This window comes from Pseudomonas gingeri (genome assembly GCF_013386165.1).
In the GTDB taxonomy this organism is placed as follows: Bacteria; Pseudomonadota; Gammaproteobacteria; order Pseudomonadales; family Pseudomonadaceae; genus Aquipseudomonas; species Aquipseudomonas gingeri_C.
Genome location: NZ_JACAOS010000002.1, coordinates 106,209 through 118,193 on the forward strand (window position 1 = coordinate 106,209; position 11,985 = coordinate 118,193).

Sequence of the window (11,985 nt, forward strand, 5' to 3'; positions counted from 1 at the left end):
GCGCCGGTCGCGCCCGACGCCTCATTTCCTCGAGCCCTCCCTGGGAGACCTGACATGGTCGCTAGTCCCTTGTTGTCCTCTCGCATTTCGGCTGACTGGGCACTGCTCTGGTTACGCCTGGCCGGTTCGGCCTTGTTGTTGCGGGTTCATGGCTTGCCCAAGCTGCTGGACTTTCAGCACCAACTGACATTGATCGAAGACCCTTTCGGCCTGGGGGCGCACCTGACCCTGAGCCTGGCGATTTTTGCCGAAGTGTTGTGTCCGCTGTTGATCATCCTCGGTCTGCTGACGCGCCTGGCCACATTGCCGCTACTCTTCCTGCTGCTGGTTTCGCTGGTCTGGGTGCACCCTGAGTGGAGCCTGGCCGAAGGGCAGTTCGCCTGGTTGCTGGTGATTGTCTTCTTCGCCCTGCTGATCGGCGGTTCCGGAAGCATCGCCCTGGACCGGCGTTTCCCATTGTTCGCCCGCCTGGGGAGTCAACGTCCATGAATATCGAATTATTGGATGGCGTGGTGACCTTGCTGGTCCGCCATCGGATCAAGAAGGGCCAGGACCAGGCCTATGAAACCTGGCTACGTCGCACCATCGCCATGGCTCGCAGCTATCCTGGGCACCTTGGCATTGATGTGGTGCGTGGGCACAGCCACGGACAAACGCTGTTTACCAGCGTGCTGCGTTTCGCGTCTACCGAACAACTGCAACACTGGCTGGACTCCAATGACCGGCGTGAGTTGGTGGAGGAGGCCCAGCCGATGCTGGCCGACGGCGACCAGACCGAGATCAACGCCGACCGCGAGTTCTGGTTCACGCCGGCCGAAGTCGGCTCGCCAGCCCCGGTGCCGCGCTGGAAACAGGCTTGCGTGACCTTTCTGGTGATCATGCCGCTGATTTTTCTGGTGCCTATGGTGTGGCGCCCGGTGTTCACCCTGTGGCCCTGGCTGGGTGGCTACGTGCAATCCAACGTGTTGATCACCATGAGCATTGTCGGGTTGGTGGTCTATGTGTTCATGCCCCGTGCGACCCGCCTGTTCAGCCGCTGGCTGCAACCGGCAAACCACTGATTTCGCTGACCGCTACATTCCGTCAAGCAAGGAGAACTGATATGAGCAATGTGATCGCTGACCTGATTCTGCACAACGGCCGTCTGCACACCGTCGACCGGGCTCAACCCAAGGCCACTGCGGTGGCGATCAAGGACGGTCGTTTTATCGCCGTGGGTAACGACGGTGAGGCCATGGCCTTGCGCGGTAGCGCCACGAAGGTGATCGACCTCAAGGGCCGCACCGTCATCCCCGGGCTCAACGACTCGCACCTGCACCTGATCCGTGGTGGCCTGAACTACAACTTGGAACTGCGCTGGGAAGGCGTGCCCTCCCTGGTGGATGCACTGCGCCTGCTCAAGGACCAGGCCGAGCGCACCCCGGCGCCGCAATGGGTGCGGGTGGTGGGTGGCTGGAACGAATTCCAGTTCGCCGAAAAACGCATGCCGACCCTGGAAGAACTGAACAAGGCGGCGCCGGACACCCCGGTGTTTGTCCTGCACCTGTATGACCGTGCCTTGCTCAACCGTGCGGCGCTGCGGGTGGTGGGCTACAACCGCGATACGCCGAACCCGCCGGGTGGCGAGATTGTCCGCGATGCCAAGGGCGAGCCGACCGGTATGCTGGTTGCCCGGCCCAACGCGATGATCCTCTACTCGACCCTGGCCAAGGGGCCGAAGCTGCCGCTGGAGTATCAGGTCAACTCGACCCGCCAGTTCATGCGTGAACTCAATCGCCTGGGCGTCACTAGCGCCATCGATGCCGGCGGCGGTTTCCAGAATTATCCAGACGACTATGCGGTCATCAACGAACTGGCGGCCAAGCAGCAACTGACCGTCCGGATCGCCTACAACCTGTTTACCCAGAAGCCCAAGGAAGAGCTGGCGGATTTCAAGAACTGGACCAGCAAGGTGACCTACGGCCAGGGCGACGACTTCCTGCGGCACAACGGGGCAGGGGAGATGCTGGTGTTCTCGGCGGCGGATTTCGAAGACTTCCTCGAGCCGCGTCCGGACCTGCCGCAGACCATGGAAGAGGAGCTGGAGCCGGTGGTCCGCCATCTGGTGGAGCAACGCTGGCCATTCCGCCTGCACGCGACCTATGACGAATCCATTTCGCGGATGCTGGATGTCTTCGAGAAGGTCAACCGGGATATTCCCTTCAATGGTCTGCCGTGGTTTTTCGATCACTGCGAAACCATCACGCCAAAAAACATCGAGCGGGTACGGGCGCTGGGCGGCGGTATTGCCATTCAGGACCGCATGGCCTTCCAGGGCGAATACTTCGTCGAGCGTTATGGCGCCAAGGCAGCCGAAGCGACACCGCCGATCAAGCGCATGCTGGCCGAGGGCGTGCCGGTGGGTGCCGGTACCGATGCGACCCGAGTGTCGAGCTACAACCCCTGGACCTCGCTGTACTGGATGGTCAGTGGGCGTACCGTCGGTGGGCTTGAGCTCTACCCGGAGGGCTTGCCACGGGAAACCGCGCTGGAGCTGTACACCCATGGCAGCGCCTGGTTTTCTTCGGAGCAGGGCAAGAAAGGCCAGATCAAGGTCGGGCAACTGGCCGACCTGGTGGCGCTGTCGGCGGACTATTTCAGCGTCGAGGCCGAGGCCATCAAGTGGATCGAATCGGTGTTGACGGTGGTCGACGGCAAGGTGGTGCATGGGGCGGGGGATTTTGACAAGCTCGCACCGCCAACGCTGCCCGTGACCCCGGACTGGTCGCCGGTGGTCAAGGTGCCGGGGCACTGGCGGCCGAACTCGCCGTTGCAGGCCCAGGTTCACCAGTGCAGCGGTCCTTGCGGGGTGCATGCCCACGGTCATGAGCGGGCGCGGATGTCGAGTGTGCCGGTCAGTGACTTCCAGGGTTTCTGGGGTGCCTTTGGCTGTTCGTGTTTCGCGTTCTGAGTCGAATATCGGGCGGGACGTTACTGTCCCGCCCGTTTTCAGAAACGATCCCAGGCCGGTAGACCTTCGAATTCAGCGGCCATGTAGTCGATAAAGCAGCGGACCTTGGACGGCACGTATCGGGCGGTCGGATAGACGGCCTGGATGGTCAGGTCGGGGATGCTGAAATCGGGCAACAGCTTTACCAGATCTCCCGCAGCCAGCGCCTGCCCGAAGACAAAGGTCGGGCCGTAGGCAATACCCAGTCCCGCCAATGTCGCCGCCAGCAGCATATGCATGTTGTTGGCGTGCATGCGCAGCGGCCCGTCGATCAGATGGGGTTGTCGTTGTGAGTCGTTCAAGGTCCAGGCGCCGCTGGAGACAGCTTCGCTGAAGGCCAGGCGCGGGGTGTTGCGCAGGTCTTCGGGGCGCAACGGCATACCTTCACGCTGCAGGAATGCCGGGGCTGCGCAGAGCACCATCCGGCAGGGCGCCAGCGCTCGGGCAATCAGTTGCGAATCCGGCAGGCGACCGATGCGGATGGCGATGTCGATACCGGCGGTATGCAAGTCCACATAACGATCGTCGAGCACGATTTCGGTATCGAGCTGCGGGTGTTCGGCCATGAACCGCGCCAGCGGTTGTGCCAGGTGCAGGGAACCGAAGGTCACCGGCGCGCAAATGCGCAATTTCCCGTGCAGGGCATGCTGGGTATCGCTGGCTTCCCGGTCGGCTTCCTCAAGGGCTTCGAGAATTCGCTGGCAACGAGCGTGGTAGGCCCGACCGGCCTCGGTCAGGCTCAGGCTGCGGGTGCTGCGCTGGATCAGCCGCACACTCAACTCGGCTTCCAGGGCGCTGAGGTACTTGCCGGCCATGGACGCCGACAGCCCGAAACGGCGACCCGCGGCCACCAGACTGCCGGCTTCGACCGCAGCGCTGAACACCTTGAGGCTCATGAAACGGTCCATATGGCACTCCAGTCGATAGCCTGGTGATTGGCTGATAATAGAAATAACCGGATTATCGCTTTATTTGCCTTGATCTACGATCGCCTCCAGACATTCAGTCTCTGGAGATCGATATGAAAGTAGTTTCCAACGGTATTCAACTCGAAGTCAGCGATCGCGGTGCCAGTTCGCCGGCCCTGGTGTTCCTGCACTACTGGGGCGGTTCGTCACGCACCTGGGACGACGTGCGCGCGGCGCTGCCCAGCCATTACCGCAGCATCGCCCATGACCATCGCGGCTGGGGCGATTCGCAAGGGCCTACCAGCGGTTATGCCCTGGCCGATTTTGTCGACGATACCCTGGCGGTGATTACCGCATTGAACCTCGGCAGCTACGTGCTGATCGGTCATTCCATGGGCGGCAAGATCGCGCAACTGTTCGCCTCGCGGCGTCCGGCCGGTTTGATCGGCTTGGTGCTGGTGGCGCCATCGCCGCCCGGGCCGCTGCGGCTCCCGGCCGAGGTGCAGGCAGCCATGGAGACGGCTTATGAGTCACGTGAGTCAGTGGCGATGGCTATCGAGCATATGCTGACGGCGAAGCCCTTGAGCCTGAAGCATCACGAACAGGTGATCGAGGACAGCCTGCGTGGCGCACCGCAAGCCAAGGCGGCCTGGCCCTGTTCGACCAGCCGCGAGGACATCACGGCAGAAGTAGCGGCGATCGAGGTGCCGACCCTGGTGATCGCCGGTGAGCGGGACCGGGTCGATCCCGTTGAGGTATTACGGGCCGAAGTACTCTCGCGGATTCCCCAGGCCACCTTGTATGAGCTGGCCGGTACCGGGCATCTGTCGCCGCTGGAGTCGGCGGATGAAGTCGCCGGGGCTATCCAGCGTTTTGTCGAAGGACTTGGCCGCTGATGCCCCCTCAATGTGCATCGGGCGAGGCTGCCGCAGCCGGCGGCGGTTTGACTTTGTGCATCAGTGGGACCATCGCCGCCGCGATGATGAAGCAGACCATGATCACCAGGAAGGTGTCGGCATAACTCTGGGTCTGCGCCTCGCGGTAGGTCAGTTGCCAGAGTTGTTGCAGGCTGGCAGTGGTCCCTTCGCTACCCGTCTGGCCGAGGTTGGCGAAGTTGCCGCCGACCGTGGTCATCCACTGGTTCAACGCTTCGTTGGTGCTGTTCAGATGCTCGGCCAACCGACTGAAATGCAGGTTGGTCCGATCATTGAGAATCGTCGCACAAGCCGCGATACCAATGGCGCCGCCCAGGTTGCGCATCAGGTTGAACAGGCCTGAAGCCTGCTTCAGTCGCGCAGGGGCCAGGGCGCCGAGGGTCAGGGTCACGGTGGGTGGCACGGCGAATTGCTGGGCCATGCCCCGCAGTGCCTGGGGCAGCATCAGTTCCTTGCCGCCCCAGTCATGGGTCAGCGGTGAGAAGTCCCACATCGACACGGCAAACAGCCCCAGCCCGACCATCATCAACCAGCGCAGATCGACCCGGTTGGCAAAGAACGCGTACAGCGGAATCGCCGCCAACTGGAACAGGCCGGTGGAGAAGATCGCCAGGCCGATGTCCAGCGCGCTGTAGCCGCGCACCCGGCCGAGAAACAGCGGGGTGAGGTAAATGGTCGCGAACAGCCCGATCCCGGTGACGAAGGAGAAGAAGCAACCGAGGGCAAAATTGCGCTCCTTGAGTGCGCGCAGGTCGACCACCGGATTGGCCACCATCAGGCTGCGACTGACAAAGGCCAGCCCGGCCAGGCCGGAAATCCAGGCGGTGGCCAGGATGGTACTGTCACTGAACCAGTTCCAACGCGGGCCTTCTTCCAGGGTGTATTCAAGGCAGCCAAGAAACACCGCCATCAGCAGCATGCTCAGGTAGTCGGCGCCCTTGATCAGGCGCAGGTCGGGCTCATCAATCCGCACCAGCATCGGCACCATCACCGCGACAAAAATGCCGGGCACCAGGTTGATGTAGAACAACCAGTGCCAGGAGGAAATATCGGTAATCCAGCCGCCGATCACCGGGCCGAGGGTCGGTGCCAGTGAAGCGATGGCGCCGATGGTCGCAGCGGCGATGACACGCTGTTTACCGCCGAAGAACATGAACGCCGAGGTAAAGACCAGGGGGATCATCGAGCCGCCGAGGAAACCCTGCAAAGCGCGAAACGTGATCATGCTCTGGATGTTCCAGGCCACACCGCAGAGCAGGCTGGCCAGGGTGAAACCCACCGCCGAGGCACAGAATAGCCAGCGTGTGGAAAACACCCGCGACAGCCAGCCTGACAGTGGGATCACGATGATTTCGGCGATCAGGTAGCTGGTCTGCACCCAGGCGGTTTCGTCGGTACCGGCGGACAGTCCGCCGCCGATATCACGCAATGAAGCGGAGACGATCTGGATATCCAGCAGGGCGATAAACATGCCCACGCAGAGGGTGGCGAAGGCGAACACCTTGACCGAGGTGCTCATCGACGCCGCGTCGAAAGGTTTGGCTGGGGCGCGGGTACTCATGGTGTGCTGACCAGTTGGCTGGCGGAGCCATCAACCGATGGGCGACTGGCGACGTCACTGGCGGTGTGCAGGGTATCCACTTCGGCGGTGACGGAGAGCCCCGGGCGAAGTTGCCCGAGTACACCGTCGGCCTGGTCGAGCATGACCCGGACCGGTACCCGCTGGACGATCTTGGTGAAGTTGCCGGTGGCGTTTTCCGGTGGCAGCACGCTGAACTGGGCGCCGGTGGCCGGGGCCAGGCTGTCCAGGTGACCATGGAAGACCTTGCCGGGCAGCACGTCGGCGCGGATGGACACCGCCTGGCCGGGGAGCATGTGGGTCAACTGGTCTTCCTTGAAGTTGGCGTCGACCCAAAGGCCCTGTTGTGGCACCACGGAAAGCAACTGCGAACCGGCCGCGGCAAAGGCACCGACCCGGGCCCGACGGTTGCCGATCACGCCGTCCACCGGTGCACGCAATTCGGTGTAGGAGAGGTTCAGGCGAGCCATGTCGCGTTCGGCGACGGCTTGCATCAGCGCGGCTTTGGCCTGCAGTTTCTGGGTTTCGATCACGTCCACCTGGCGCTGGTTGGCCAACAACGTGGCTTGTGCCTTGGCGCCATTGGCCTGGGCGGTCTTGAAGGTGGCGTCGACCCGTTGGGCACTTTCCACCGACACTGCCGAACGGCCCACCAGGCTTTCGTAACGGGCGTGGTCGTTGCGCGAGCGCACGGTTTCCGCATTGGCCGCATCGATGCCGGCCCGGGCCTGGCTGATCACCGCGTGTTGCAACTGCTCGGTGGCGTCGAGGTTGGCCAGCAGCGCCTGTTGCGCCGCCACCGCGCCTTCGGCCTTTTGCAGGGCGGCGACATAGTCGCGGTCGTCGATCTTCACCAGCAGGTCGCCAGCATGCACGAACTGATTGTCAGTGACCTTGAGCTCGGCGATATAGCCCGGCACTTTTGGCCCGATCACCGTCACATCGGCGCCGATATAGGCATCGTCGGTGCTTTCGATAAAGCGCCCGGCGGTCCACCAGTGCAGGCCGTAGAAACCGGCGAATACCAATACGCCAGTGGCGGCTGTCAGCAGCACGAGCCGCTTGAACAGCACGGGTTTTTTCTGAACGGCCAGTTCAGGGGCAGCGGCCGAGGACAGGTTGGTCATGGCGGGGTTACCGGTTGGCAGGGAGTGGGGGAGCGATATCAGGGTGTTGCAGTGCCGCCAGTTGACGACGTTTTTCAAAGCGCCGACGCATGGGCTCGTCGGCGGTCGGACCGGCCACGACCTTGTGTCGCCGGCTGATGGCCTGGCCGGTGTGGCTGTCGATCAAGGCCAGTTCGACGACTTCGCCGCTGGCGCCGTCGACGAGTTGGGTGGCGGGACCTTCCGGCGAAAGGTGCTTGTTACCCCAATCCATCAGGGTCAGCAGCACCGGTCTGAAGTCCCGGCCCTGGGCGGTCAGCAGGTAGTCGAAGCGCGGTGGGGCATCGTTGTAGGCCTGGCGTTCGAGCAACCCGCTTTCGACCAGGTCATTGAGGCGCCGGGTCAGGATGCTGGGAGCAATCCCGAGGCTTTCCTGGAATTGGTCGAAGCGGCTGAGACCGTAGAAAGCGTCCCGCAGGATCAGGATGTTCCACCACTGGCCGACCTGTTCAAGGCTGCGTGCCACGGGGCAGTGCAGGTGGGCCAGGCTTGTCCTTTTCATCATCGGGACCTCTGAAGGTGCGGGATATTATGCTGATAATATTATGATGGTAATATATTCTTGCGACTTTCAATTTGCAAGTCACTACAGACAGGTATTTTCAGGCAGGGGACGAGAGGTCGATGAGCGAAAGGGGGGGCAGACGCCGACAGGTGTTCGACGTCCGAGAGGGCTTGGATTATCTGGCGGTTTGAGCGGCCTGGCGATCAGCCGTGCTGGCAGGCATCGCCCAGGCGAATGAAGTTCATTTCGTGGCGTACGCCCTGGCCGTCGACGTAGACCACATGCCCCTGCACCGGACCACAGTCGGACGCGGCGGCACTGTCGGCGCGCACGGCCTTGGCCATGTCCAGGTCTTCGGAATAGTCGTAGGGTTCGGTGCTGGTGCTGGCGGTTGCGCCCTGGCTTTGGGGGGCTGCGGTCGCATGACCTTGAGCGGTGGCAACCAGGCTGAACAGCGACAGCAGGATAAACAGAAGGTATTTCATGGCGGTCTCCGGAAAGACATCCTCCTCACCTGATGGTAGTGAGGCAGTGGTGGCCATTTTACGAACGGCACCGCCTTCAATAGAACGGATCCTTGCCAATAGCGGATATCAGTGTGATCGATACTGCTCAGGCGCCGGGAGTTACTGGCGCTGTTCGGGAAACAGCTGGGCTTTGAGGAAGTCGATGAACACCCGCAACTTCAGTGACGGGTACTTTCCGGAAGGCCACATGAGCCGATAGACACCGGACTCGGAGCAGTCATCGAGGACCCTGGCCAGCTTCCCCCGTTCCAGCCATTCGCGGATGGCGAAGTCCGGCAGGTAGGCAATGCCGATCCCCTGCACGGCGAACACGATGCGTGCCTCCAGGTTGTTGCAGACCATCGAGGTGGGGAGTTGCAGGTCAATGTCCTGGGCTTCGCGGTTCAGTGGCCAGACCTGCAACTTGCCGGTGTTGGGGAAGCGAAATTGAATGCAGCTGTGCTGCATCAGGTCGAGGGGCGAGTGGGGCACGCCATGCTCCGCGAAGTAGTCCGGTGAGCCCACCAGGATCATTTGATAAGTGCCCAGATGACGGGAGGTCAGGCTGGAGTCGGGCACTTCGCCGCTGCGAATCACCGCGTCGTAGCCCTCTTCGATGACATCGACCCGGCGATCGTCGAAGGTCAGGTCCAGGTCGATGGCTGGATAGGCTTTCTTGAACTGGGCCAGGACCGGCAGAAAGGGCGCGTCCACCAGCGGCAGGCTGATCTTCAGGCGTCCGCTGGGAGCACTGGTGGTCTGGGAGAACTCGGCCTCGGCGGCTTCGATCTCCGCCAGGATGCGCAGGCTGCGCTCCAGAAAACGCGAGCCTTCCTCGGTCAGGGTGACGCTACGCGTACTGCGGTTGAACAGGCGCACGCCAAAGCGTTCCTCCAGCCGCACGATGCTCTTGCCGATGGCCGAGGCGGACACTCCCAGCAGGCGTCCGGTGGCGACAAAACTGCGGGTCTGCGCCACGGAGACGAAGACATTCAAACTGCTCAAGCTATCCATCTTCCACTCTCGACCCTGGGCCTGATTGCCGGTCCGGCGGTTGCGTATCCTAACCTGATTGCGGAATAAAACCTCCGCAGATAACGGATCTGTCACCTACTTAATCGGAGCCTGGAGGACTCCTATCATCGCCACATCGTTCATCAACCGAGATCACCGTCATGTCCGCAATCATGAATCGCTGGGAAATTTCCTCGTTCGGCCTGGATAATCTGAGCTTGGCCGCCGCACCGCGTCCAGTCCCGAAAGCTGGGGAAATCCTGATCAAAATCGAGGCCGTGTCGCTCAACTACCGTGACACTCAAGTGGCCGAAAACGGCATGACGGCGGCGCTGGCCTTTCCGTTCACACCCGCCTCCGACATGGCTGGGACCGTCGTCGCGGTGGGCGAGGGCGTGACTCGTTTCAGTGTAGGCGAGCGCGTCATCTCCACCTACATTACCAACTGGATCGATGGTAATCCCAAGACCTGGGCTGAAATGCCGACCCAGGGCGGGCCGATTCAAGGGATGCTCGCGCAGTACGTCGTGACGCCAGCCGAGTGGTGCGTGCGTGCGCCGAAAAACCTGACCCCGGTGGAGGCCAGCACGCTGCCCATCGCCGCCTTGACCGCCTGGATGGCGCTGATCGAACTGGGGCACTTGCATGCCGGGCAGACTGTGGTGGTCCAGGGCACTGGCGGAGTATCGCTGTTCGCCGTGCAATTGGCGGCGGCCAGCGGGGCGAAGGTGATTGTCACCAGCAGCAGTGACGCGAAGATCGCCGAGGCGATCAAGCTCGGTGCCAGCCATGGCATCAATCGCACCACCACGCCGGAGTGGCAAACGGCGGTGCTGGAATTGACCGACGGGCGTGGCGCCGATCACGTATTGGAAATGGCTGGTGGCGACAACCTGGGACGCTCCCTGCAAGCGGTGGTGCCCGGTGGCCGGGTCTCCATTATCGGTCTGCTGGAGTCCGAAGAGCTGCGAACCCCGATCATGCCGTTGCTGGGCAGTCGCGCGTCCATCGTCGCGGTGGCGGTCGGGCCACGGCGGGCACTGGAAGACCTGGTGCGGATGATCGATCACCACGGGATCAAGCCGGTGATCGATGCCACCTACGCTTTCGCGCAAGTCCCCGAGGCCTTCGCGCACCTGAATCGTGGCGCGTTCGGCAAGGTCGTAATCGACTTCGCGTTGGGCTCGAAATGACTCGTTCGATCAATCCCCTGAGCGTCATGCCCTTTGTCATGCTGGGCCTGTTCGGTCTCTACACCCTGGAACTGGGCGTGGTCGGCATCCTGCCATTGATCGTCGAACGCTTCGGCGTGACGGTGGCCCAGGCTGGCCTGCTGATGAGCCTGTTCGCGTTTATCGTGGCGGCGTGCGGTCCTTTCCTGGTGCTGGTGTTTTCCCGCTTCGAGCGCAAGAAAGTGCTGATTGGGGCGCTCCTGTGCTTTTCCCTGAGCAGCGTTTTTTCGGCCTATGCGCCGAACTACTCGACGCTGATGGCCTTGCGCATCCTGCCGGCGATGCTGCATCCGGTATTTTTCTCGGCGGCATTCGCGACGGCCATTTCGCTCTATCCCAGGGATCGCGCCGCCCATGCGACCACCGTGGCCTTTATTGGCACGACCCTGGGCCTGGTATTCGGCATCCCGATCACGGCCTGGGTCGCCGGGCGCTTTTCCTATGAAACCGCGATCCTGCTCTGCGCCGTGGCGACATTTCTGGCAGGCCTGGGTTTGTGGTTCAAGTTGCCGCGCCAGGCCGTCGTACCGGAAAGCTTCGCCAGTCAGTTGTCGATCCTGCGCAAACCGGCGGTGTGGCTGGCGATCATCGGCACGGTGCTGGTATTCACCACCAAGTTCGCGGTCTACAGCTATGCCGCCGAGTACCTGAAAAGCCAGACCGGTCTTGCCGGCGAGACCATCAGCCTGTTGTTGGTGGTCTTCGGTGTCGGCGGGGTGTTGGGCAATGTGTTGGCGGGCAGGGCGCTGGCCCGTCACCTGGTCAGGACGGTGGTGCTGTTTCCGATCCTGTTGAGCCTGGCCTACGGGATGCTTTATTGCTTTGGCAGTGCTTCGGTCGGGTCGATGCTGCCGATCGTGTTTGTCTGGGGGGCGATTCACACCAGTGGCATGGTCATCACCCAGATGTGGCTGACCAGCGCCGCCCCTGAAGCCCACTCGTTCGCCACCAGCCTGTATGTGTCGGCGGCCAATGCGGGGATTGCCATTGGCGCCTGGGTCGGAGGCCTGTTTATCAACGCTTATGGCCTGTCGGGCACGATCACCTGCGGTTTGCTGTTCGCAGCGCTGTCGTTGCTGGTGATCGTGGCGAAATCGTTGCTCGACAAGGCGCGTCCCGGGACGCCGGCCCTGCAAGCCGCCTGATTCGCC

12 protein-coding genes are annotated in these 11,985 nt (G+C 62.4%); 6 read left to right on the forward strand and 6 right to left on the reverse strand.

The genetic code is table 11. The features are described 5' to 3' along the window. Positions 1 to 54: 54 nt before the first annotated feature. From HX866_RS04295 to HX866_RS04305, 3 genes are read left to right on the forward strand one after another with little or no spacing between them, the layout of a single operon-like run. A complete protein-coding gene (locus HX866_RS04295) occupies positions 55 to 489 on the forward strand; it encodes a DoxX family protein (protein ID WP_177094240.1) in 435 nt (144 codons plus the stop codon). Further along, positions 486 to 1,061, forward strand: a complete 576-nt coding sequence (locus HX866_RS04300) for an antibiotic biosynthesis monooxygenase (protein ID WP_177104933.1) — start codon at positions 486 to 488, stop codon at positions 1,059 to 1,061. The genes HX866_RS04295 and HX866_RS04300 overlap by 4 nt, the downstream gene beginning before the upstream one ends. Positions 1,062 to 1,111: 50 nt before the next feature. Then, positions 1,112 to 2,950, forward strand: a complete 1,839-nt coding sequence (locus tag HX866_RS04305) for an amidohydrolase (RefSeq protein WP_177094371.1) — start codon at positions 1,112 to 1,114, stop codon at positions 2,948 to 2,950. A 38-nt stretch (positions 2,951 to 2,988) separates the two neighbouring features. Here the strand turns inward: HX866_RS04305 and HX866_RS04310 are convergent, their stop codons facing one another. Further along, positions 2,989 to 3,897: a LysR family transcriptional regulator gene (locus HX866_RS04310; protein WP_177138221.1), complete on the reverse strand. Its 909-nt coding sequence runs from the start codon at positions 3,895 to 3,897 to the stop codon at positions 2,989 to 2,991. A gap of 113 nt (positions 3,898 to 4,010) precedes the next feature. Here HX866_RS04310 and HX866_RS04315 point away from each other — a divergent pair, with 113 nt between their 5' ends. Next, positions 4,011 to 4,793 carry an alpha/beta fold hydrolase gene (locus HX866_RS04315; RefSeq protein ID WP_177138222.1) on the forward strand — a complete coding sequence of 261 codons (783 nt, stop codon included), beginning with the start codon at positions 4,011 to 4,013 and terminating at the stop codon, positions 4,791 to 4,793. Between the two features lie 7 nt (positions 4,794 to 4,800). On the opposite strand, the gene HX866_RS04320 is transcribed toward HX866_RS04315, so the two are convergent. The 5 genes from HX866_RS04320 to HX866_RS04340 form a co-directional block, all read right to left on the reverse strand. Then, positions 4,801 to 6,393: a DHA2 family efflux MFS transporter permease subunit gene (locus tag HX866_RS04320; RefSeq protein ID WP_177138223.1), complete on the reverse strand. Its 1,593-nt coding sequence runs from the start codon at positions 6,391 to 6,393 to the stop codon at positions 4,801 to 4,803. Then, positions 6,390 to 7,538, reverse strand: a complete 1,149-nt coding sequence (locus tag HX866_RS04325; RefSeq protein WP_177138224.1) for an HlyD family secretion protein — start codon at positions 7,536 to 7,538, stop codon at positions 6,390 to 6,392. The genes HX866_RS04320 and HX866_RS04325 overlap by 4 nt, the downstream gene beginning before the upstream one ends. Before the next feature lie 7 nt (positions 7,539 to 7,545). Beyond that, complete coding sequence (locus HX866_RS04330) at positions 7,546 to 8,082, reverse strand: winged helix-turn-helix transcriptional regulator (protein ID WP_371318776.1); 537 nt, start codon at positions 8,080 to 8,082, stop codon at positions 7,546 to 7,548. Positions 8,083 to 8,285: 203 nt separating this feature from the next. After that, entirely contained in the window at positions 8,286 to 8,567 is a 282-nt protein-coding gene (locus HX866_RS04335) for a DUF2790 domain-containing protein (RefSeq protein WP_177138226.1), read from the reverse strand. Positions 8,568 to 8,708: 141 nt separating this feature from the next. After that, positions 8,709 to 9,602, reverse strand: a complete 894-nt coding sequence (locus HX866_RS04340) for a LysR family transcriptional regulator (protein WP_177138228.1) — start codon at positions 9,600 to 9,602, stop codon at positions 8,709 to 8,711. 161 nt (positions 9,603 to 9,763) lie between these two features. Between HX866_RS04340 and HX866_RS04345 the strand changes: the two genes are divergently transcribed. Both HX866_RS04345 and HX866_RS04350 read left to right on the forward strand, forming a co-directional pair. Then, positions 9,764 to 10,795, forward strand: a complete 1,032-nt coding sequence (locus HX866_RS04345; protein WP_177138230.1) for a zinc-dependent alcohol dehydrogenase family protein — start codon at positions 9,764 to 9,766, stop codon at positions 10,793 to 10,795. After that, positions 10,792 to 11,979, forward strand: a complete 1,188-nt coding sequence (locus HX866_RS04350; protein WP_177138232.1) for an MFS transporter — start codon at positions 10,792 to 10,794, stop codon at positions 11,977 to 11,979. The genes HX866_RS04345 and HX866_RS04350 overlap by 4 nt, the downstream gene beginning before the upstream one ends. Positions 11,980 to 11,985: the final 6 nt, after the last annotated feature.